The organism is Streptomyces spiroverticillatus (genome assembly GCA_014650415.1).
GTDB lineage: Bacteria > Actinomycetota > Actinomycetes > Streptomycetales > Streptomycetaceae > Streptomyces > Streptomyces spiroverticillatus.
Genome location: BMUX01000007.1, coordinates 52648 through 74316, shown reverse-complemented (window position 1 = coordinate 74316; position 21669 = coordinate 52648). Strand labels below are relative to the sequence as shown.

The window sequence follows — 21669 nt, the reverse complement described above, 5'->3', positions numbered from 1 at the left end:
ACCTCTTCCAGGCGGCTTTCCGGCCGCAGAGTCGCTTTCCGGCTTGCCCAGTTGCGCCTCGCAACCGATAGCATCGCCGGAAAGCCGCCGTCCCCCGTCTCCGCGCGGCATCATCCGCTACGAAGGTCTTCCATGCCCCACAGCCAAACCTCTGCATCACGCGACGGCGTCTCCTCGGGTCTCATCCCCAAGGGCCGCCTTGCTCGCGGAGCATCGCCGTGGCTCCTGCCGACCGTCGCGACCGCGGCCCTCACGCTGGCCAAGTCGCGGAAGTCGGGTCGCTGGGCCGCCGCAGCCGTTCCCACCACCGCTCTCGCGGCCGGGATGCTGTGGTTCTTCCGCGACCCCGAGCGTGAGATCGCCCAGGGCCGGGTGATCTCGCCGGCCGACGGCGTGGTGCAGAGCATCATGCCGTGGAAGGACGGACGCACCCGCGTCGCGATCTTCATGAGCCCGCTGAACGTCCACGTCAACCGCGCGCCCCTGGCGGGCACGGTGACGTCCGTCGAGCACGTGCCCGGCGGTTTCGTTCCGGCGTTCAACAAGGAGAGCGAGAACAACGAGCGCGTCGTCTGGCACTTCGACACGGAGCTCGGCGACATCGAGATGGTGCAGATCGCGGGCGCTGTGGCCCGCCGCATCGTCCCCTACCTCCCGCAGGGCACCAAGGTGGAGCAGGGCGAGCGGATCGGCCTGATCCGCTTCGGATCGCGCGTGGACATCTACCTTCCGGAAGGTGTCGAAGTCGCGGTCGAGGTGGGACAGACCACTACCGCGGGGGTGACTCGAATTGACCGTGACTGATCCAGAGACGCAGGCAGGCTGGGTGCCTGAGGCCGAGGCAGAGGACGACGCGGAGGACATGCCGCTCAGTCTGAGGCTGTCGATAGCGGACACCCTCACGCTCGGTAACGCGACGTGCGGATTCATGGCGGTGTACTTCACCACCACCGGGATCCTCATTCCGCACCTCCAGGGCAGCGCCGAGACCGGCATGGCACGCAATAGCGCCGCCACCGCCGTCATCCTCATGCTCCTGGCCGCGATCTTCGACCTGTGCGACGGCCTGGTGGCCCGCAAGCTGCGCAGCTCGCCGATGGGCGCGGAGCTGGACAACCTCTCCGACCTGATCAGCTTCGGGCTCGCGCCCGCCTACTTCGTGCTCGTGTACGGAATGGTGGCGGACGACGCCCAGCAGAAGGTGGCGGCGCTGGCCGCGATCGTGGTGCTGCTGGCGGTGGTGCTGAGGCTTGCGCGGTTCAGTTGCGTGACCATGAAGGACGGCATGTTCCAGGGCATGCCGAGCCCCTTCGGAGCGCTCACGGTCGTCTCGATCGTCCTGCTCGAGCTGCCCTTCATCGCCACCCTCCTCGCCGTGATCGGTGTGGCGTGGCTGATGGTGAGCCGGGTCGAGTACCCGAAGCCGCGGGGTGTCCTCGCGGTCGCGATGCTCAGCTGGATCATCGGCGCGATGGGCTTGCTGGTCGCCTGGGCGTTCAACGCCCCCGGCGGTGAGCTGCTGCTCCAGACCGGCTGTGTGCTCCAGGTCGTCCTGGGTGCTGTGATCCCGCTCTTCGCCACCGCGCGTCGGGTGAACACGTTCCGTGACAACCGTCGCGAGGCGCGTGCGGCGCAGCTGCCGTAGTTCTTGGTCGTACGTGAGAGGGCCCCCGCCCGGTGCAAACCGGTGCGGGGGCCCTCTTTCGTGTGGTCCACAGAGGCGTCAGGTGGACGTCTGGGCGCCTACCGGGGCGAGGGTCGGTGCAGACCCTCCCCGGCGCTCCCCGGGGGCATCTCAGCCCGTCCGGCGGTTGAGGGCGCGCGGGCCGCAGCCCGTGCAGGGGGCGAGGGGCGTAGCCCCATCGGGAACAGCAACCCACCACTCGCCCCGCAGGGTTTAGGTGAAGGGGCGGGGCTTGGGCGAAAACACCCCGGTACCGGGCAAGGCACGCAGAGGGTCGCCCCCGGCGAGGTCCCGGACCCCCGCCTAGTCCGGGGCGGGGAGCGCCCGGCAGAGAGCTGCCAGGGCGGCCGCGTAGGCGTGGTCGGGTGGGGTGGCGTAGCCGACGACCAGCCCGTCGGGGGCAAGCCCTGCGGCCCCGGGGTGGCGGAAGGGGCCGAGGCCGTCCAGGGCCAGGCCCTGGTGGGCGGCGGCGCGCAGGGCGTCGGACTCGGTGCCCGCAGGGAGGCGGAGCACCGCGTGCAGGCCCGCCGCGATGCCGGTCGCGCGGATGTGCGGGGCATGGGCGGACAGGGCTGCGAGGAGTTGGTCGCGGCGCGCCCGGTAGCGCTGGCGGGTGCGGCGGACGTGCCGGTCGTAGTGGCCGGAGGCCAGGAAGTCGGCGAGGGTCAGCTGGTCCAAGGCGGAGGCCCACGCCTCGCGCTGGCCCTTCACCGCCAGGACGGGTCCGACCAGGTGGGCGGGCAGGACCATCCAGCCGAGCCGGATCGCCGGGGAGAGGCTCTTGCTGAGCGAGCCGAGGTAGACGACCCGTTCCGGGTCCAGGCCCTGGACAGCGCCCACCGGTTCGCGGTCGTAGCGGAACTCCCCGTCGTAGTCGTCCTCCAGTACGAGCCCGTCGTGGGCCCGCGCCCAGTCGACCGCCTGTGCCCGCCGCTCCGAGTGCAGCGGTCCGCCGGTGGGGAACTGGTGCGCCGGGGTGAGCAGCACCGCCTTCAGCGCCCTGACCTCGCCCAACTCCCCGACATCCGCCCCGTTTTCGTCGATCTCCAGGGGTACGGTCCGGACTCCCGCCCCGTGCAGCAGCTCCCGGTGGAAGGGCAGCCCGTACGCCTCCACGGCCAGCGGACCGCGCAGCACGCCGCGCGAGGGGCCGCCCACTCCCCCGTACAGCAGCCTCAGCGCGTGTGCGAAGCCGGAGCAGATGACGATGCGGTCGGGGGTGGTGCGCACGCCCCGGGCGCGGGAGAGGTACTCGGCGAGGGCGCGGCGCAGTTCGATGCGGCCCTGCGGGTCGCCGGGGCCGAAGGCTTCGTTGGGGGCGGCGGTGAGGGCGCGGCGGGCGGCGGCGAGCCAGGCGGTGCGGGGGAAGGAGGCGGCGTCGGGCACGCCCTGGCGCAGGTCGTGGGTGGGGCGCGGCGGGGTGGTCGTGCCGTGCGGCACGGGTACGGGGCGCGGGGGCGCGGCGCGGTCGGCGACGCGGGTGCCGGAGCCCTGGCGGGCGGTGAGCCAGCCTTCGGCGACGAGTTCGGCGTAGGCGGAGGCGACGGTGTTGCGGGCGACGGCGAGGTCGGCGGCGAGGGAGCGGTAGGGGGCAGCCGGGTGCCGGGGGCGAGCCTGCCGTCGCGGATGGCGTCGCGCAGGGCGCGGGTGAGGGCGGCCTGGCGGCCGCCCTTTCCCTCGGGGAGGTTCAAGTGGAGGTCGGCGCCGATGCGTTCGGCGGAATTGACCCAGGATTCCGGCATGGAACGGCACCCTACCGGGGGTCTACCGCAGTCCCTTCACCGGTCCTGCGGCGAAGGAGGCGCGGTAGGCGCGGGGGCTGGTGGAGAGCCGGTTGGCGAAGTGCTGGCGCATGGTGACCTCGCTGCCGAAGCCGGTGCGGCGGGCGATTTCCGGCATGGGCAGGTCGGTGTGTTCGAGGAGTTTCTGGGCGGCGGCGATGCGCTGGTCGAGGAGCCAGCGCAGCGGGGTGGCGCCGGTGGCGGCGGTGAAGTGCCGGGCGAAGGTACGGGCGGACATGCCCGCGCGGGCGGCGAGCCGGGCGACGGTGAGGGGCTCGTCGAGGTGCGTCAGCGCGTAGGTGCGGACGGCGGCGAGGGCGTCGGCCCTCTGGTCGGTGCAGGGGGTGGGGTGCTCGATGAACTGGGCCTGGGTGCCGGTGCGGAACGGGGCGGTGACCATGGCACGGGCGATGGTGGCGGCGACCTCGGCGCCGTGGGTGATCCGCACGAGGTGCAGGCAGAGGTCGATGCCGGCGGCGGTACCGGCGGAGGTCCACACCCCACGGTCCTCCACGAAGAGGGCGTCGGGCTCCACCACTGCCAGGGGATGCTGGGCGCGCAGCTCGTCGACGAGCTTCCAGTGGGTGGTGGCGCGACGCCCGTCAAGCAGCCCGGCCTGGGCGAGGGTGAAGGCGCCCGCGCAGAGGGCGGCGATGGGGGTCCCCCGGGAGTGGGCCCGGCGAAGCGCTTCGAGGAGGGGCTCGGGGGCACGGCCCTGGTGATCGTCAAGTCCCGGTACGAGGACGAGATCGGCCCGGGGCAGCCAGGCGAGGCTGCGGTCGGGGGTGATCGACATGCCGCCGCGCAGGGGGACGGGCCGGCCGGGGTCGGTGCCGACGCGGTGCAGGTCGAAGGCGGGGACGCCGTGGGAGGTCCGGTCCGTCCCCCACACCTCGGTGATGACCGAGAGGTCGAAGGGCCGAACGGCGGGGAAGGTGAGGAGGGCGATGCGGGTCGGGGAGGCGGGGGTGTCCACGCGGGCAGTAAACCACCGCCCCGCTGCACCCTTCCGGTGCTGGGTGCGCTCGGGGGGCTGTGCCGAATTGCCCCTTCAGGGGCGCGGGGAACTGCGCGCCCAGCCACCAACTCACCCGCACGGGACCGGTCCCCTTGCCCCGCGGGTTTAGGTGAAGGGGCGGGGCTGGGGACCCTCTTGGCCCGGCGGGCCGGGGCTTCACGTACCCGGCACCGGGAGGCGCCCCGAGGGCCCCAGAGCTGTGCGCACCCGGCGTGCAAGGTGCGGGCGGGCCGGTGCCGGGGCGGGCCCGGAACGGGCGTACCGCCCCCCGGGGGGCGGCCCCGCCGCCCAAGGGGGCGAGGGAGGTGGAAGGGGCCGCCGCCCAAGGGGGCGAAGGAAGAGGGGGAGAGGGGTCAGCGGTCCACGTATTCGCGGAGGTGGTGGGCCGTCAAGCTCGTGCCGGAGGCGACCAGTTCGGACGGGGTGCCCTCGAAGACGATGCGGCCGCCGTCGTGGCCGCCCCCTGGCCCGAGGTCCACGAGCCAGTCCGCGTGGGCCATCACCGCCTGGTGGTGCTCGATCACGATCACGGTGTTGCCCGCGTCGACCAACCGGTCGAGGAGGGCGAGGAGTTGGTCCACGTCCGCCATGTGGAGCCCGGTGGTGGGCTCGTCCAGGACGTAGGTGGCGGCCTTCTCCGCCATGTGGATGGCGAGCTTCAGGCGCTGCCGCTCCCCGCCCGAGAGCGTGTTCAGGGGCTGGCCGAGCCGGAGGTAGCCCAGGCCCACGTCGCCGAGGCGCCCGAGCAGGGCCCGGGCCTGCTGGCCCGCCGCTCCCCCGACCGCACCCCCGTCGGCGAAGAAGTCGTACGCCTCGGCAACCGACATCCCCAGCACCTCGTGGATGTTCTTCCCGTTGAGCGTGTAGGCGAGGACCTCCGCCGTGAAGCGCTTGCCGTCGCACACCTCGCACACCGACGACACCTGGGCCATCACCCCTAGGTCCGTGTGGACGAGGCCGATGCCGCTGCAATTGCCGCACGCTCCCTCGGAGTTGGCGCTGAAGAGTGCCGCCTTGACCCCGTTGGCCTTGGCGAAGGCGTTGCGGATCGGGGTCAGCAGTCCGGTGTACGTCGCCGGGTTGGAGCGGCGCGAGCCGTGGATCGGCGACTGGTCGGCGACCACCACGCCCTCCCGCCCCGGGAGGTTCCCGTGGATGAGGGAGCTCTTGCCGGAGCCCGCGACGCCGGTGACCACGGTGAGCACCCCGGTCGGCAGGTCGACGCTGACGTCGTGGAGGTTGTGCTGGTTCGCCCCGACGATCGGCAGGGCCCCGGTCGGCCTGCGCACCTGCGCCTTCAGCTCCGCCTTGTGCGAGAGGTGCCGCCCGGTCAGCGTCCCGGACGCCTCCAGCCCCGCCACGTCGCCGCTGAAGCACAGTTCGCCACCGGCCGCACCTGCCCCCGGGCCCAGGTCCACCACGTGGTCGGCGATCCGGATGACCTCCGGCTTGTGCTCGACGACCAGCACCGTGTTGCCCTTGTCGCGCAGCCGCAGCAGCAGGTCGTTCATGCGGCGGATGTCGTGCGGGTGCAGGCCGGTGGTCGGTTCGTCGAAGATGTACGTCACGTCGGTGAGCGGCGATCCGAGGTGGCGCACCATCTTCACGCGCTGGGCCTCGCCGCCCGACAGCGTCCCGGCCGGACGGTCCAGGCTCAGATACCCGAGGCCGATCTCGACCAGCGAGTCCAGCAGCTCCCGCAGGTTCGTCAGGAGCGGGGCGACCGCTGGGGCGGCGAGACCGCCGACGAACTTCGCCAGGTCGCTGATCTGCATCGCGGAGCACTCCGCGATGTTCACCCCGTCGATCTTCGAGGCGAGGGCCGCGCGCGTCAGGCGGGTGCCGCCGCACTCGGGGCAGGCGGCGAAGACCACCGCGCGGTCCACGAAGGCCCGGATGTGGGACTGCATCGACTCGCGGTCCTTGACCAGGATGGTCCGCTGGACGCGGGCGGCCAGGCCTTCGTACGTGAAGTTGTTCTTTCCGACCTTCACCTTCGTCGGCGGCAGGTGCAGCAAGTCGGCCCACTCCTGCTCGGTGAAGTCCTTCACCTTCTTCTCCGGGTCGAAGAACCCGGAGTTGACCACGATCTGCCACGGCCAGGAGTCCACCGGCGAGCCCGGCACGATGATCGCGCCCTCGTTGAGGGACCTCTCCCGGTCGACGAGCTGGTCCACGTCGATGTCGGAGACCTGGCCCATGCCCTCGCACCGGGGGCACATGCCCTCGGGCACGTTGAAGCTGAACGCGCCCGCGCTCGGCAGGTTCGGCGCACCGAGGCGGCTGAAGACGATGCGCAGCATGGCGTACGCGTCGGTGGCGGTGCCCACGGTGGACCGGGAGTTGGCGCCCATCCGCTCCTGGTCGACGACTATCGCGGCGCTGAGGTTGTGCAGGGCGTCGACGTCGGGGCGGCTCTGGCTCGGCATGAAGCCCTGGACGAAGGCGCTGTACGTCTCGTTGATCAGCCGCTGGGACTCGGCGGCGACCGTGCCGAAGACGAGCGAGGACTTGCCGGAGCCGGAGACTCCGGTGAAGACGGTGAGGCGGCGCTTGGGGAGGTCCACGGAGACGTCGCGCAGGTTGTTCTCCCTCGCGCCGCGCACCTGGATCAGGCCGTGCCCGTCGGCAGGGTGCGGTTCGCCGACGCCCGGCGCGGCGAGGGGGCCCGGCGAGGCGGGGCCGGACCCCGTGAGGTGCGACTGCGGGTGGGAGGACGCCGTGCGGGCGTTTTCCGAAGGCATGGCACGACCCTACGGGCCACCACTGACAACTGGCGGTTTCCCATCGATCGCTGACTTTCCACCCCCTGTCGCAGCCTCCCGCCACCCGGCAGGATCATCGCCATGGACATCACGCAGCACACCGCCCTGGTCGTCGTGGACGTGCAGCAGGGCTTCGAGGACCCCTTCTGGGGCACCCGCAACAACCCGGCCGCCGACGACAACATCGCCGCGCTGATCGAGGCCTGGCAGTCCGCCGGCCGCCCGGTCGTCTTCGTACGGCACGACTCCACCGAGTCGTGGTCGCCGCTGCGCCCCGGAACCAGCGGCAACGACTTCAAGCCGTACGTGGAGGACCGGCGCGGCAAGGGCCCCGGCCCCGAACTGCTCGTCTCCAAGGTGGTCAACTCCGCCTTCTACGGCTCCCCCGACCTGGACGAATGGCTCAAGGAGGCGGGCGTCGAGCAGTTCGTGGTGGCCGGCATCCAGACCAACATGTGCGTGGAGACGACGGCCCGGATGGGCGGCAACCTCGGCTACGGCGTCATCCTGCCGCTGGACGCCACCCACACCTTCGACCTCGAGGGTCCCTTCGGCTGGACCCAGAACGCCGACGAGCTGTCCCGGTCCACCGCCGTCTCCCTGCACGGCGGCGGCTTCGCCAAGGTCACCTCCACCGAGGAGGTGCTGCGGGCGGCGACCGAGGGCTGAGCGCCCGCGTGCGGTACGGGACCGGCCGAGCCCGGTCCCGTACCGCACGGACCTGAGCCCGTCACCCGAACGTGAAGCCCTCTGCGACCTTCGACGTCGTCGCGGGCTGCACGACCTTGAGGCCGCCCGGCGTCTTCGCGTCCGGCTGCATGATCACCGACTGGCGGGTGGAGGGCAGCTTCGGGTCGGTGAAGTCGTGGGTCATGCCGAAGCCGTTGTCGAAGGCGTTCATCGAGCGGACGGCCTTGGCCATGCCCTCGCGGGTGAGGTTCTTGTCCTTGCAGGCCCGGGTGAGGACCTCCTCGAAGATCTTGCCCGCCGAGTAGCCTGCGGCGACGCCGTTGTCGAGGGCGTCGCCGGGGTACTCCGCCTTGTACGCCTTGGCGAGGGCCGAGGGGCCGGGGTCCGGGGAGCCGATGGGCAGGGTCGAGGAGGCCACCCAGTAGTTCTTCTGGAGGGCGGGGCCCGCCGGGGTGCCCAGGAGCTGCGGGGAGAACGCGGAGTTGTTGCCGATGATCGGCACCGCGAAGCGGCCGGCCGCCGCGACGCCGACCAGGGAGGCCGCCTGGCGCGGGCCCGCGCTGATCATGATGGCCTTGACGCCCGCCTGCTTGAGGGCGGTGACCTGGGCGGTCATGTCGTTGTCGGTCGGCTTGATCTTCTGCTCGACGATCGTCAACCCGGCTTTCTCCGCAGCGTACTTGGAGCCCTGGAGGGCGTTCTCGCCGTAGTCCCCCTCGAAGTAGACGTGGCCGACCTTGTCGCCCTTGGTGATCTTCTTCTGGGTGAGCAGGAAGTCGAGCGCGTTGATGGTCTCGATGTCGTACGTCGCCCCCACGACCCGTACGTACGGGCTGCCGAGCAGCGAGGCGGACCAGGCCTGCGGGAGGATCAGCCCCTTGTCCTGCGTCTCGACGCGCTGCTTGACCGCCGCGACGAAGGGCGAGCCGATGAACTGGACGTATCCGGCGACCTTCGGCTCCAGTTCGGTGTACGCGGAGACCGCCTTCTGGGGGTCGTAGCCGTGGTCACGGACGGTGAGTTCGATCTTCCGTTCGCAGATGCCGCCCTTGGCGTTGACCTCCTTGGCCCACAGCTGCTGGGCCTGGGTGAGGCTCTTGCCGAGGGAGGCGTACACGCCGGTCAGGTCGGTGAGGGCGCCGAGCGGGATCACCTTGTCGGTGATGCCGTCGCCGGTCTTCACGCCCTTCGCGTCCTCCTTGCCGGCCGATCCGGTGCCCGCCTTGCTGCTGCATCCAGTGGCGGCGAGGGTCAGGGCGAGGAGGGTGGCCGCCGCAGCGGTGGTGAACCTTCGATCCGTCATTTGCTTCCCCTTCGGACACTGCTTCGGAGACGGAGGCGGGAGAGACCGCCGGGCAGGAACAGGACCACGACGACGACCGCCGCGCCGTACAGGTAGCGGGACGCCTCCCCCGGTGCGAGTCCGCCGCCGGTGCCGGGGGCGGAGACCAGGGGGAGCGATTCGCTGTAGCGGGTGAGGAGTTGGGGCAGGAGCGAGACGAAGACGGCGCCGATCACCGCGCCGCGCACGGAGCCGAGCCCGCCGATGACGATCATGGCGAGGAACTCCAGGGAGAGGGTCATCCCGAAGTACTCGGGCACGGTCCGCTGGAAGACGAGCGCGAGCAGCACCCCGGCGAGCCCCGCGTACATGGACGACAGCACGAACACCGACGCCCGGTAGCGGGCCACCGGCACGCCCATCACCCCGGCGGCGATCCGGTGGTCCCGGATGGCGTTCATCGCCCTCCCCGGCCGCCCGCGCAGGACGCCGCGTGCGAAGAGCGCGCACAGCAGGAGGGCGAGCAGGGCTGCGTACCAGAGCTTCTCGGCGGACTCGAAGGGGACGCCCGCGATGACGGTCTGCGTGTCGTCGAAGGTGATGCCGAAGAGCGAAAGGGGCGGCACCGTACGGCCGTTGAAGCCCCCGGTGAGGTCCCGGGCGTTGAACAGCACATGCTGCCCGATGAAGATCAGCGCGAGCGTGGCGATGCCGAGGTACGCGCCCCGCAGCCGCCCGGCGATGGGGCTGAACAGCCCGCCCGCGAGCCCCGCCACGCCCACCGCCAGCACGGCGGCGAGCCATCCGGGCAGCCCGAGCCCGGTGAGCCGGTGCCCGTTCTCGATGCTCGGCCCGGCGGCGAGGACGCAGTAGCTGTACGCGCCGACGGCGAGGAAGAAGGCGTGCCCCATGGAGAGTTGACCGGTGGCGCCGGTGAGGAGGTTGAGCCCGATGGCGGCGATGGCGGCGGCCATGGCGAACAGCCCGGCCTGGAGCCAGAACCGGTCGAGGTAGAAGGGCAGGGCGAGCAGCAGGACGCAGAGCACGGTCCAGAGGTACGTCCGGGGCCGCCCGAGGGCACCGGCGAATCCGGTCGGGCCCGGCTGCGTACCGGATCCGCCGCCCGCACCGGAGCCCGGCGTGCCCGGTGCGGCGTCGTCGGCCGCTGCGGACACGGTCCCGCCGCTGCGGGCAGCGTCCCGCTTCCTACCGGCCCGCTCCCCGCCGGCCCGCTCTCCACCAGCCCGCTCCCCGCCGTCTCGCGGGCGGCCGTTGCGCGATGCGGAGGAGGAGTCCGTACGGTCGACCGCGCCGGCAGCGGGCAGGCCGCCGGCACGGGGCTCGCCCCCGGGACCCGCGGCCCCTCCGGAGGCCGGACCGCCGCCCTCGCGGGGGGCCGCGCCCGCCGCACGGACGGCCGAAGGGCCCGAGCCCGTACCGGAAGGGGCGGCTGCGAACCGGCCCGAGGACCCCGTTCCCGGGGGTGGGGCGGCGCGCCGGGCGGTGCCGTCGGCGGAACCGGCCGGGTCGGGGCGTACCGGATCCGCCCTGCCCGGTTCGGGTGCACCCGCCGTCGACGGCGTACCGGAGTCGACGGCTCCGGAGGGGTCCGGGCCGGGCGGGGCGGCGGGTGGCGTGTGGGGGCGGTGGGGGTCGAGGTCAGACACGGGCCGTCTCCTTCGTGCCGAAGAGGCCCGCCGGGCGGATCAGGAGGACCGCGACCATCACCAGGTACGGGGCGAGGTCGCCGATGCCCCGGCCGAGGAAGGACAGGTCGCCCTGGTAGCCGGTGGCCAGGGATTCGACGACGCCCACGATCAGGCCGCCCGCGAGGGCGCCCGTGGTGGAGTCGAGGCCGCCCAGGATGGCGGCGGGGAAGGCCTTCATGGCGGCGAGTGAGGTGGCGCGTTCGAGGCCGGGGGTCGGGAAGACCGTGAGGAAGAGCGCGGCGACGGCGGCGAGTGCGCCGGCGACCGCCCAGGCGGAGAGGGAGACCCGGCCCAGGCGGACGCCCATCAGGGCCGCGGTCTGCGGGTTCTCGGCGGCGGCGCGCATCGCCACGCCCCAGGAGGTGTAACGGAAGGCGAGCAGGAAGGCGGTGATGAGGAGGGCCGCCGCGAGGAGGGCGGCGATGCGGGTGTGGGCGAGGGAGATCGGGCCGAAGGTGGCGACCTTGTCGCCCCACGGGTCGCCGGGCGACAGGACGCGGGTGCCGATGCGGCGGGTGAGCTCGGTGACCAGGAGGATGTCGACGCCGATGGTGACGATGGCGAGGACGCTGTGGTCGCTGCCCCGGTAGCGGCGCATGACGAGGAACTCGACGGCCGCGCCGACGACCGCCGCGCCCGCGATGCCGACGGCGAGCGCACCCCAGAAACCGAGGTCGTCGTGGAGGACGGCGGTGAGGTAGCCACCCGCCAACAGCAGTGACGCATGGGCGAAGTTGACCACTTCGGTGGCTTTGAAGATGACGACGAAGCCGAGGGCGATGAGGGCGTAGACGGCCCCCATCGACAGCCCGCCGAGGAGGAGTTCGACGAAGGTCGTCATGGTGTGGGAGCCCCCAAGTAGGCCTGGACGACGGCGGGATCGTTCTGCACCTGGGCGGGGGTGCCGCCCGCGATGCGTTTGCCGAAGTCGAGTACGGTCACGGCGTCGGCGAGCCGCATCACCACCCCCATGTCGTGCTCGACCAGCACGATCGAGATGCCGAGGCCGTCGCGGACGCCCGCGACGACGGCTGCGGTGGCGCGCCGTTCGTCGGCGGTCATGCCCGCGACGGGTTCGTCCAGGAGGAGTACGCGGGGCTCCATGCACAGGGCGCGGGCCAGCTCGACGAGCTTCTGTTTTCCGTACGGGAGGACTCCCGCGGGCTTCTCCAGGTCGTCCGCGAGGCCGACGAACTCGGCTATCTCGTGCACGCGTTGGAGGTGGGCCCGGGCCTCGCGGGCGGCGGACGGCAGGCGCAGTCCGGCGGCGAGGAAGCCTGTGCGGGTGAGCCGGTGGCGGCCGAGCAGGAGGCTGTCGGAGACGGTGGCGCGGGGCGGCAGCGCGAGGTTCTGGAAGGTGCGGGCGACGCCGAGGGCGGCGATGCGGTGCGGTGCGAGGCCGGTGAGTTCGGCGTCGCCGAGGCGGACGCTGCCGGAGGTGGCGCGGTAGACGCCGGACAGGACGTTGAAGCAGGTTGACTTTCCTGCCCCGTTGGGGCCGATGACGGCGTGCACACTGCCGGGTTCGACGGTGAAGGAGACGGAGTCGAGGGCGGTCAGCCCCGCGAACTTGACTGTGACGTCGGCGACTTGGAGGGCTTCGGCCGTGCTCATACCGTCCACCTGCTCAGCGTCGGGGCGCCGGCTTCCGCGCGGTCGGCGTCCTCGGCGGCGGTCTCGTCGACCACGCCCAGGTAGCGGCGGCGGACCTCGTCGGAGGCGGCCAGTTCGGCGGCGGGCCCGTGCAGGGCGACCTCGCCGACGTCGAGGACGTACGCGGTGGTGGCGAGCCGCAGCGCGAGGGCGGCGTTCTGCTCGACCAGGAGGACGGAGGTGCCGTCGGCGTTGATCCGCCGGACCGTCTCCGCGATGCGGGCGGCCATCAGCGGGGCGAGTCCGAGGGAGGGTTCGTCGAGGAGCAGGAGCCGGGGGTCCGACATCAACGCCCGCCCCAGGGCCAGCATTTGCTGTTCGCCGCCGGAGAGGAGCCCGGCGCGCTGGTGGGCGCGGTCGGCGAGGACGGGGAAGAGGTCGTGGACGCGGGCCTGGGCCCGTTTCGCGGCGGCGCGCCCGCCGCTCGCCCCGAGCGCCCCGGCGCGGAGGTTGTCGGCCACGGTCATCCGGGCGAACACCTGCCGCCCTTCCGGGACTTGGACCAGTCCGGCGGCCACCACCCTGGCGGCGCTCGTGCCGTGCAGGTCGCGGCCGTCGTACGAGACCGAGCCCTCGGCAACCGCTCCCCCGTGGTGGCGCAGGGTGCGCGAAACGGCCCGCAGGAGCGTGGACTTGCCCGCCCCGTTGCCGCCGAGGACGGCGACCACGGACCCGGCCGGGACGTCCAGCGTCACCCCGCGCAGGGCGCGCACCGGGCCGTACCCGACGGACAGCCCGCGCACCTCCAGGGCGCCGGGCGGAGAACCTGAGGACGAACGGGGAGACCCCACGGGAACGGCTCCTTCCATGGCGGCGGACCGCAGGCGGAACGCGGGCGGGCCGCAGGCAGACCACTGTGGGGGCCGCCGTGGGGGCACACACCAACACCCGACACGTGTAACCGTCCAGCGGGTACGTCCGAATCGCTGCCGATGACCAGTGCCGGACCGGGGGCGTTGTGCACGGGCACAGCGGGTCTGTCCACCTCGCCCCGGCGGTGGCATCCTCACCGGTCATGGACGGTCGCAGAGCACGCACGGACCACGAGCGGACGGTGCTGGCAGCCGCGTCCGAGGTGCTGATCTCACGCGTCGGACGCCTCACGGACCTGCTGATCACCCGACTCCGCGCACATTCCCCGCAATACGACGTCGCGGTACCGGCAGACGAACACTGGCAGCAGATCAACGAGGCGCTGCGGTACGGGATCGAGGCCATCACCGCACCCCGGTCGGCGCCCCGCCGGGACCTGGAGTTCGCCCGGCAGCTCGGCCGCCGGCGCGCGGAGCAGGGCCTCGAACTGGACCTGCTGCTGCACGCCTACCGCAAGGCCGGATACCTGGTGTGGGACGAGCTGCTGGACATCGTCTCGGCGAAGGACCCCGAGGCACTGCCGGTGCTCGTGCACACCGCGGCCCAGGTGTGGGCGGCCGTCGACCGGCAGGCCGCCACGGTCGCGGACGCCTACCGCAGCACCGAGGAGGACATGCAGCGGCGCAGCGACGAACACGTGCAGGCGCTGCTGGACGCCCTGCTGGAGGGGCGGACCTCGGCGGCGGTGGTGGCGAACGCGGCGGCCGGGCTCGACCTGCCGGAGCAGGGCCGGTACGCGGTGGCGGTGCTGCGGGCGGACCGGCGGGAGCGCTTCCACCGGGTGACGGCGGCGGACGGGCTGCGGTTCTTCTGGCGGATGCGGACCGACTGCGAGATCGCGGTGGTGGCGCTGGGACCCGACGCGGGGCTCGGGGAGCTGGCGGCGGAGCTGGAACGGCGGTGCGCGGGCCCCGGCGGGCTGAGCCCGGTAGTGGAAGGACTGGCCGAACTCGGCCTGGCCCGACGGCTGGCGGAGACGGCGCTGCTCACCTGCGGGGCGACGCAGCCGCCGGGCGGTACCGGGATCGTACGGCTGGACGAACGGCTGCCCACCGCGCTGGTGGTGGGTCAGCCGGAGCTGGCGGCGCGGCTGGTGGCGGAGGTGTTCGGGCCGCTGCTGGCACTCGATCCGGGCGACCGGGCGGTGCTCCTTGAGACGCTGGACGCGTGGCTGGGGGCGGAGGGATCGGCGGGGCGGGCGGCGACGCGGCTGTACTGCCACCGGAACACGGTGTTCAACCGGCTGAAGCGCCTTGAGCAGTTGACGTCGCGGTCGTTGTCGCGGCCGCGGGATCTGACGGAGATGACGTTGGCGTTGGACGCGTTCCGGTTGTCGGTGGGGTGAGACGGGGGTGGCCGGGGGGCGGTTCCGGGGTGGTCGTACACTCCGCGATCATGACTAACGATGCGCAGGCGCCTGCGCTCTTCGACACCATGTCCACCATGCGCGCGATGCGTCGCCTCAAGTCCGACCCCGTGCCTGAGGAGTTGCTGGAGCAGCTCGTGCAGGCGGCCGTGTGGGGGCCGAGCGGGGGCAACATGCAGGCCTTCCAGTACGTGGTGGTGACGGACCGTCAAGTGATGGCGGAGCTGGCGCCGTTGTGGGAGCGGTGCGTCGACGCGTATCTGGCGACGACGGGGAAGTACGCGCCGGAGGGGATGGACGAGGAGGCGTACGGGCGGATGGTGGCGGCGATCCGCTACCAGCGGGACCACTTCGCACAGACTCCTGCGGTGATCATCCCCTGCTACCAGTTCCCGGAGCCCCGGGTGGACGAGGAGGGGCTGGCGGCCTCGGCGGCTGCGCTGGGGCCGGAGGGGCTCGCGCAGATGGCGAGCACGCAGGAGCGGTTCCAGACGTTGGCGGAGGGGTCGTGCGTGTACCCCGGGGTGCAGAACCTGCTGTTGGCGGCGCGGGGGGTGGGGTTGGCGGCGAACATCACGATCTGGCACCTGATGCTGGAGCGGGAGTGGAAGGCGGTGCTGGGGATCCCCGAGGCGATGAACACGTTCGCGGTGATTCCGGTGGGGTGGCCGAAGGGGAACTTCGGGCCGGTCCGCCGCAAGCCCGTGGCGGAGGTCCTCCACCGGGACCGGTGGTAGGTCGCATGCTGCGGGGCGGGGACGGCACGCCCTCCGGGCAGCCGTCCCCGCCCCGTACCGGCTACGCCAGGAAGTCCCGGCCGATGGTCTCCGCGACCTGCTCCAGGAGGGGCCCGGCCTGGGCCATGCTCTTCGCCGGGTCCGGTTCCAGCGCGCTGAGGGCGTAGGCGCGACTGATTCCGGCCGCGGTCAGGGCCGATTCCGGCAGGGCCAGGCGGCCGCAGACCGCGACGACCTCCACGCCCGCCGCGCGTGCGGCGGAAGCCACCCCGGCGGGGGCCTTGCCGTGCAGGGTCTGCTCGTCGAGGGAGCCTTCGCCGGTGATGACCAGGGTGGCCCGGTCCAGCGCCGGCGCGAAGCCCAGGACGTCGAGCATCACCTCGATACCGGGGCGGAAGCGGGCGCCGAGGGCCGTGAGGGCTCCGTAGCCGATGCCGCCCGCGGCCCCCGCACCCGGCGAGTCCGCCACGTCCGGGCCGCCCGCCGCCGGGCCGAGGACCGACGCGAAGTGCGCCAGGGCCCGGTCCAGGGTCGCGACGTCCTCCGGCGAGGCGCCCTTCTGGGGGCCGTAGACCGCCGGGGCGCCCTTGGGGCCGGTGAGGGGGTTGTCCACGTCGCTGGCCAGGATCAGGTCCACGCCCCCGGCCGCGCCGAAGCGCCCGTCGAGACCGGAGAGGTCCACGGAAGCGACGTCGGCCAGCGGGCCGCCGCCCGGGCCCACCGGGTTGCCGTCCGCGTCCAGGAAGCGTGCGCCCAGCGCGGCCAGCATCCCGGCCCCGCCGTCCGTCGTCGCGCTGCCGCCCACGCCGAACACGATCGTCTTCGCGCCCGCGTCCAGCGCCGCCCGCAGCAGCTCGCCCGAGCCGTACGTGGTGGCCGTCAGGGGGGCGAAGACACCGGCGGGGAGGTGCTGGAGGCCGGAGGCCTCCGCCATCTCCACCACGGCCGTGCCGTCCGACTCGCGGAAGGCGTACGTCGCCGTCAGGCCCTCGCCGCGCGGGCCCGTGACCCGTACCTCCCGGCGTTCGAAGCCCGCGGCGACCGCCGCCGCCACGGTGCCGTCGCCGCCGTCGGCGACCGGCAGGGACTCGACCTCGACCCCGGGGACCGCCCTGAGCAGTCCGGCCGTGACCCGCTCGGCGACCTGTACGGCCGTCAGCGAGCCCTTGAACTTGTCGGCGGCGATCAGCACCCGTGCCTTCGCACCGGTCGCCTCGCTCGCCCCACTCTTTGCTGCTCCGTCCGCCACCTTGCATCCCTTGCTTTCGAACAGGCAGTCGCGCCGACCCGACCTTAACCGCCTTGTCCACCCCCTGCCCATGACCGATTCCGCATGCTGAAACCCATCGCACGCCCTCCGCACCCCTTCTGACGGCGCGCCAACCCCCCATATCACGACATTGAGCACCATAAGGTGTGCGGCATGAGTACGGAATCCCTTGATCCACCGCAGCCGCCCCCGGAACCTTCCGCCGGGGAGGCGGAAACCCACCCCGCGGCCGACGGCAGGCCCGACCACACGGTGATCGTCATCGGCGTACTCGCCGTGGCCGCCGTCGTCGCCTGGGCCTTCCTCGGCAAGGACTCCTTCGAGAGCGCCTCGTCGTCCGCCCTGGCCTGGGTGCTCAACAACTTCGCCTGGCTGTTCGTCATCGCCGCCGACGTGTTCCTGCTGATGTGCCTGTGCATCGCCTTCAGCCGCTTCGGCCGGATCCGGCTCGGCAAGGACGACTCCGAGCCCGAGTTCACGAACCTGGCCTGGATCGCGATGATGTTCAGCGCCGGCATGGGCATCGGGTTGATGTTCTACGGTGTCGGAGAACCGCTTCAGCACTACCTCACCCCGCCCCCCGGCAGCGGTGCCAAGCCCGGCACCGGCGACGCGGCGCGCGCGGCCCTGGAGTACTCGTTCTTCCACTGGACGCTGGGCCCGTGGGCGATCTACGGCGTCGCCGGTCTCGCCCTCGCGTACGCCACCTTCCGCAAGGGCCGCGGAAACAGGATGAGTTCGGCGTTCGTGCCGCTGCTCGGGGAGAAGCGCGCGGACGGCTGGCAGGGCAAGGTCATCGACCTGCTGGCCGTGTTCGCGACCGTCTTCGGCACCGCCACCAGCCTCGGCCTCGGCGCCCTCCAGGTCTCCAAGGGCCTCAACATCGTCACCGGCATCGAGGACAGCCAGACCGTCGAGCTGATCATCATCGGCTCGCTGTCGGCGGCGTTCGTGCTGTCCGCCTTCTCCGGTCTGCACAAGGGTGTGAAGTGGCTCAGCACAATCAACATCGTGCTGGCCGCGCTGCTGATGCTGTTCGTGTTCGTCCTGGGACCGACCGTGTTCATCCTGGACGCGATCCCCGCCTCGATCGGCGGCTACCTGAACAACCTGCTGCCGATGGCGACCCGGACCGGCGCGTTCGGCGACAGCGAGTGGCTGGGCACCTGGACGATCTTCTACTGGGCGTGGTGGCTGTCCTGGGCCCCGTTCGTCGGCACGTTCATCGCCCGGATCTCCAAGGGCCGCAGCATCCGCGAGTTCCTGATCGGCGTGCTGCTGGTGCCCAGCGGCGCGACGGTGGTGTGGTTCTGCGTGATGGGCGGCTCCGCGCTGCGCCTGGACGACACCGGGGTGGCCGACATGGCCGGCTCGATCAAGGACGGCGCGGAGGCCTCGCTGTTCGCGCTGCTCGACGCGCTGCCGCTCGGTACGGTCACCTCGGTCATCGCGATGCTGCTGGTCATGACGTACTTCATCACCAGCGCCGACTCGGCGTCCCTGGTGATGGGCTCGCTGACCAGCCGGGGCGCGCTGCACCCGCCGACCTGGCTGGTGGTGCTGTGGGGCGTGCTGATGGCGGCGGTCGCGGCCGGACTGCTGGTCGCGGGCGGCCTGAACTCCCTCCAGACGGCGACGATCCTGGTCGCCCTGCCCTTCGTCCTGGTCATGCTCGGCCTGTGCTGGGCGCTGGTGAAGGAGCTGCGCGAGGACCCGGGCGCGGGCCCGGCCCGCCACCACGCGCTGCACGGACTGCGGGACGCGGTGCGGGCGATGGTCGGCGACGCGATCACCGAGCAGGGGCCTGATCGGCGGCACCCGAGGCTGCGCCGGGCGGCCAAGTCCCGTACGGACGACTGAGGTTGGGTACGTAGCTACAGGGGCGCGGCGTCGACTGCCGCGCCCCTGCCGCATGTTCAGCCGGCGAGGTGCTCCACCTGGTCGTCGCCCAGATAGAAGTGCCACTGCACATCGGCATTCGGGTGCGGATACGCCCCGGGGTCGACCATGGCCAGCGTGTCGAGCAACGTCTCGACCAGCATCCGGTGTTCGTCGCCGATGCGGCCCTCGGCGGAGAGTCTGCGGACGCGGCCGATCAGCCAGACGGTGAGGTTGTAGGCGGAGATGTCGGCGTTCATCGGGTACTCGGTGCCGTCGTCCATGTAGCGTCCGTACACCCGGCCCGTGGCGCCGTCGAGCAGCACCGCCCCGTCCTCGACGATCACGCCGAGCCGGACGATGCCCTCGGCCCCGTCGGGGCGGGGGTAGTCCTCCTCGTCGTAGTCGAACTCCGTGTAGAAGCTCGCCGAGGGGTCCTCCTCGCGTTCGTATACCTGCGCGACCGTCGGGAGCTCAACGCATTCCATCTCCAGGAAGGCGGTGTCGACGTCGGCGAGGCCCGTCTCCAGCAGGTGGCGGCGGGTGGCTGTGTGCGTGAGCGCGGCGGGCAGGTCGGTCTCCGTCTTCCCATACACGCGCCCGTAGCCGTCCGTCAGGTCGGCGTCGAGCACCTCACCGTCCAGTTCGTACAGCAGACCGTCCCGCCCCGGGCCGCCGATCCACACCAGCGGCCGCACCAGCATCTGCTGCCGCCAGAATTCTGAGACGCCCTCCCACGGCTGGAGCAGCCGGGGGTCGCAGTCCCGGACCACTCTCAGCATCTCCTCCTGGAGCGCCTCCACGACGTGCGCCCCGCACTGCACCCGGTCGCGCGCGTACGGTCCGCTGTCGGGCCGCATCCGGGCCACGGCCTCGGTGAGGTACGACAGCGTGGACACGTCGGAGGCCAGCAACTCCAGTTCCTCGGGAGTGAGTTGACCCGAGTACCAATATTCGGTGGCGAAGACCCGGCCGGTCTCGCCCTCCAGCAGAATGAGCTGCTTCTCGTTGTACGAGAACGAGCCGAGCCGGAAGAACCCGCTCGGCCCCGCCTCCTGAAGGCCCAGGTCGAACCGCAGCAGCGGCGCCTCGCGCGGCAGTCCCACCTCGGCGAGGAAGGCCCGGGTGGGCGCGTGCCGCAGGTCCGCCGGGAAGTCGGTGGCCGTGACCAGCCCCTCCGCCCCGTAAACGGATTCGGCGCGCGGCCGGTCGTACGGAACACGCAGCGGCCGTTCCTCGTTCGTCCAGGGCGCGGAAATCGCCTCCATGACGACGTCCTCGACGTGGCTGGGCCAGATGTTCTCCGCCTCCGGGCGCGCCCCGAACGGGTCGACGGAGGCGAGGAGTTCGGTGAAGGTGGCGGCGGCCGTCAGGTGGTCGTCCTCGGTGAAGCGGTGAACGGCGTCGAGGCGGCGGATCTGCGGGAGGGCCCAGGCGGTGAAAGCGAGCGCGGAGACGTCCGTGTTGAGGGGGATGAGGACGTCGTCCGCGTGCCACCCGTAGAGGCGTCCGGTGTCGCCCTCCAGGAGGAGTTCGGTGTCCTCGACGATCCCGCCGAGACTGATCATCTTCTCGGCGCGGGGCGGGGTTCCGTAGCCCTGGCCGTCGTCCTCCCACGGCTCGGCAAGCTCGCTCAGGGACACCGGCCTCGCCTCCCGGACCAGGCCGTGGGTGCGCAGGAAGTGCCGGGTGGGGGCGTGGGTGAGGAGCGCGGGCAGGGACTCGTCCTCGTACCGCTGGATGTCGTACGTCGTGAACTCGTCCTCCAGGAAGCCGCCCGACAGGTCGAAGGCGAGCCCGTCGTCCCCGGGGCGGGCGATCCAGGCGAGGGGGCGCATCACCATCTGCGTGCGCCAGAAAGTCGATATGTCGTCGGCGGGGTCGAGCAGGACGGGATCCGTGTCGGCGACGAGTTCCAGCATCCCGCGCTGCATCGCGGCGACGGCCCCGGGTCCGCAGTCGGCGGTGCGGCGGTCGAAGCGCCCGGTGTCTGGGCGGAGCATGGCGACGAGTTCGCAGAGGTGGACGAGGGAGGAGAGGTCGCTCGCCAGCAGCTTGTGCGTGCCGCTGATGGCGTCCTCGACGTACACCCGGCCGGTCCTGCCGTCGAGGACGATCGCGTACGAGCCGGGCAGGAAGCTGTACGAGCCGATCTGACGCCCCTTCGCGCGCTCGGGCAGGTCGCCGTCGACGTCGAAGCGCATCAGGGGGGCCTCGCGGGGCAGGCCGACCGTGGTGAGGAAGGCGCGGGCCTGCCGGTCCAGAGGCCAGTCGGGGGGCAGCGAGTCCTCGGTGGCGAGGGTGACCCCGCCCTCCGCGAGCGCCCCGCCCAGCCGTTCCGTCTCGAAGTCCACCAGCACGTGTGTCCCCTCCTCCGCCCTTGCGGGCGCCCCCCCCCGGTTGCGATTGCGAGCGAGCGTACAAGGGCGGTTTGTAGGGTGTCCGGGTGACCCAGGGAACCCAGCACATCCAGGACTACGCCACCTACATCGCCTCGCTGCCCCGCGTGCTCGCCGGGGCAGCCGTGCTCTTCCGGGACGAGGAGGGCCGGGTGCTGATGGTCGAGCCGAACTACCGGGAGGGGTGGGTGCTGCCCGGCGGCACGGTCGAGTCGGACACGGGCGAGACGCCCCGGGAAGGGGCGCGGCGGGAGACCCTGGAGGAGATCGGCCTGGACATCGAACCGGGTCGCCTCCTCGCCGTGGACTGGGCGCAGAGTCCGGACCGGCCGCCGATCGTGGCGTACCTGTACGACGGCGGAGTCCTGGACGCGGCACAGCTCGCCGCCATCCGTCTCCAGGAGGAGGAGCTGCTCTCCTGGCGCCTGATCCCGGTCGACGAGATCCCGGCCCACGCCCTGAACCGCCTCGGCCCCCGCATCCTGGCCGCCCTCGCCGCCCTCACCGACGGCACGGGCGCGGCGGAACTGGAGAACGGCCGCAGGGTGGGCTAGCCCCGTCAGA

The 21669-nt window shown here is 72.2% G+C and carries 16 protein-coding genes and 1 pseudogene; 7 read left to right on the top strand and 10 right to left on the bottom strand.

Features of this window, described 5'->3' with window-relative positions:
• Positions 1-132: 132 nt before the first annotated feature.
• Both IE269_RS19745 and pssA read left to right on the top strand, forming a co-directional pair.
• On the top strand, positions 133-804 hold the full coding sequence (locus IE269_RS19745; RefSeq protein ID WP_189824367.1) for a phosphatidylserine decarboxylase: 672 nt from the start codon (positions 133-135) through the stop codon (positions 802-804).
• Complete coding sequence (gene pssA / locus IE269_RS19740; RefSeq protein ID WP_189824366.1) at positions 791-1645, top strand: CDP-diacylglycerol--serine O-phosphatidyltransferase; 855 nt, start codon at positions 791-793, stop codon at positions 1643-1645. The genes IE269_RS19745 and pssA overlap by 14 nt, the downstream gene beginning before the upstream one ends.
• Before the next feature lie 342 nt (positions 1646-1987).
• Here pssA and pdxR read toward each other — a convergent pair.
• The 3 genes and pseudogenes from pdxR to IE269_RS19725 all read right to left on the bottom strand — a co-directional run bounded on the left by pdxR (position 1988) and on the right by IE269_RS19725 (position 7098).
• Positions 1988-3426: pseudogene (gene pdxR, locus IE269_RS19735) on the bottom strand (MocR-like pyridoxine biosynthesis transcription factor PdxR).
• Positions 3427-3448: 22 nt separating this feature from the next.
• Complete coding sequence (locus tag IE269_RS19730; RefSeq protein ID WP_229898019.1) at positions 3449-4441, bottom strand: GlxA family transcriptional regulator; 993 nt, start codon at positions 4439-4441, stop codon at positions 3449-3451.
• 395 nt (positions 4442-4836) lie between these two features.
• A complete protein-coding gene (locus tag IE269_RS19725; protein ID WP_229898038.1) occupies positions 4837-7098 on the bottom strand; it encodes an ATP-binding cassette domain-containing protein in 2262 nt (753 codons plus the stop codon).
• 231 nt (positions 7099-7329) lie between these two features.
• Here IE269_RS19725 and IE269_RS19720 point away from each other — a divergent pair, with 231 nt between their 5' ends.
• Positions 7330-7917, top strand: coding sequence for a cysteine hydrolase family protein (locus IE269_RS19720; protein WP_189824364.1), 588 nt, complete (start codon positions 7330-7332; stop codon positions 7915-7917).
• Positions 7918-7978: 61 nt separating this feature from the next.
• Here IE269_RS19720 and IE269_RS19715 read toward each other — a convergent pair whose 3' ends face one another.
• From IE269_RS19715 to IE269_RS19695, 5 genes are all read right to left on the bottom strand, one after another.
• Positions 7979-9241, bottom strand: a complete 1263-nt coding sequence (locus IE269_RS19715) for an ABC transporter substrate-binding protein (protein WP_189824363.1) — start codon at positions 9239-9241, stop codon at positions 7979-7981.
• Complete coding sequence (locus tag IE269_RS19710) at positions 9238-10395, bottom strand: branched-chain amino acid ABC transporter permease (protein WP_189824684.1); 1158 nt, start codon at positions 10393-10395, stop codon at positions 9238-9240. Before IE269_RS19710 ends, IE269_RS19715 begins: the two co-directional genes overlap by 4 nt.
• 484 nt (positions 10396-10879) lie before the next feature.
• Complete coding sequence (locus IE269_RS19705) at positions 10880-11770, bottom strand: branched-chain amino acid ABC transporter permease (protein ID WP_189824362.1); 891 nt, start codon at positions 11768-11770, stop codon at positions 10880-10882.
• Complete coding sequence (locus IE269_RS19700; RefSeq protein ID WP_189824361.1) at positions 11767-12543, bottom strand: ABC transporter ATP-binding protein; 777 nt, start codon at positions 12541-12543, stop codon at positions 11767-11769. Before IE269_RS19700 ends, IE269_RS19705 begins: the two co-directional genes overlap by 4 nt.
• On the bottom strand, positions 12540-13391 hold the full coding sequence (locus tag IE269_RS19695; protein WP_189824360.1) for an ABC transporter ATP-binding protein: 852 nt from the start codon (positions 13389-13391) through the stop codon (positions 12540-12542). Before IE269_RS19695 ends, IE269_RS19700 begins: the two co-directional genes overlap by 4 nt.
• 206 nt (positions 13392-13597) lie before the next feature.
• On the opposite strand from IE269_RS19695, the gene IE269_RS19690 reads away from it, so the two are divergent.
• Positions 13598-14800, top strand: a complete 1203-nt coding sequence (locus tag IE269_RS19690; RefSeq protein ID WP_189824359.1) for a PucR family transcriptional regulator — start codon at positions 13598-13600, stop codon at positions 14798-14800.
• A 50-nt stretch (positions 14801-14850) separates the two neighbouring features.
• Positions 14851-15558: a nitroreductase family protein gene (locus IE269_RS19685; protein ID WP_189824358.1), complete on the top strand. Its 708-nt coding sequence runs from the start codon at positions 14851-14853 to the stop codon at positions 15556-15558.
• A gap of 61 nt (positions 15559-15619) precedes the next feature.
• Here IE269_RS19685 and IE269_RS19680 read toward each other — a convergent pair whose 3' ends face one another.
• Positions 15620-16879, bottom strand: a complete 1260-nt coding sequence (locus IE269_RS19680) for a glycerate kinase (RefSeq protein WP_189824357.1) — start codon at positions 16877-16879, stop codon at positions 15620-15622.
• Between the two features lie 102 nt (positions 16880-16981).
• Here IE269_RS19680 and IE269_RS19675 point away from each other — a divergent pair, with 102 nt between their 5' ends.
• A complete protein-coding gene (locus IE269_RS19675) occupies positions 16982-18688 on the top strand; it encodes a BCCT family transporter (protein WP_189824356.1) in 1707 nt (568 codons plus the stop codon).
• A gap of 56 nt (positions 18689-18744) precedes the next feature.
• On the opposite strand, the gene IE269_RS19670 is transcribed toward IE269_RS19675, so the two are convergent.
• On the bottom strand, positions 18745-21066 hold the full coding sequence (locus IE269_RS19670; protein ID WP_189824355.1) for an SUKH-4 family immunity protein: 2322 nt from the start codon (positions 21064-21066) through the stop codon (positions 18745-18747).
• An 86-nt stretch (positions 21067-21152) separates the two neighbouring features.
• Between IE269_RS19670 and IE269_RS19665 the strand changes: the two genes are divergently transcribed.
• Positions 21153-21659 (top strand): NUDIX domain-containing protein, encoded by a 507-nt coding sequence (locus IE269_RS19665; protein ID WP_189824354.1) that lies wholly within the window; start codon positions 21153-21155, stop codon positions 21657-21659.
• The last annotated feature ends 10 nt before the right edge of the window (positions 21660-21669 follow it).

Excerpts from the sequence above, each read along its gene's own strand:
- IE269_RS19745 (WP_189824367.1), top strand. The coding sequence starts at position 133 with ATGCCCCACAGCCAAACCTCTGCATCACGCGACGGCGTCTCCTCGGGT.
- IE269_RS19720 (WP_189824364.1), top strand. The coding sequence starts at position 7,330 with ATGGACATCACGCAGCACACCGCCCTGGTCGTCGTGGACGTGCAGCAG.
- IE269_RS19715 (WP_189824363.1), bottom strand. The coding sequence starts at position 9,241 with ATGACGGATCGAAGGTTCACCACCGCTGCGGCGGCCACCCTCCTCGCC.
- IE269_RS19705 (WP_189824362.1), bottom strand. The coding sequence starts at position 11,770 with ATGACGACCTTCGTCGAACTCCTCCTCGGCGGGCTGTCGATGGGGGCC.
- IE269_RS19700 (WP_189824361.1), bottom strand. The coding sequence starts at position 12,543 with ATGAGCACGGCCGAAGCCCTCCAAGTCGCCGACGTCACAGTCAAGTTC.
- IE269_RS19695 (WP_189824360.1), bottom strand. The coding sequence starts at position 13,391 with ATGGAAGGAGCCGTTCCCGTGGGGTCTCCCCGTTCGTCCTCAGGTTCT.
- IE269_RS19690 (WP_189824359.1), top strand. The coding sequence starts at position 13,598 with ATGGACGGTCGCAGAGCACGCACGGACCACGAGCGGACGGTGCTGGCA.
- IE269_RS19685 (WP_189824358.1), top strand. The coding sequence starts at position 14,851 with ATGACTAACGATGCGCAGGCGCCTGCGCTCTTCGACACCATGTCCACC.
- IE269_RS19680 (WP_189824357.1), bottom strand. The coding sequence starts at position 16,879 with ATGGGCAGGGGGTGGACAAGGCGGTTAAGGTCGGGTCGGCGCGACTGC.
- IE269_RS19675 (WP_189824356.1), top strand. The coding sequence starts at position 16,982 with ATGAGTACGGAATCCCTTGATCCACCGCAGCCGCCCCCGGAACCTTCC.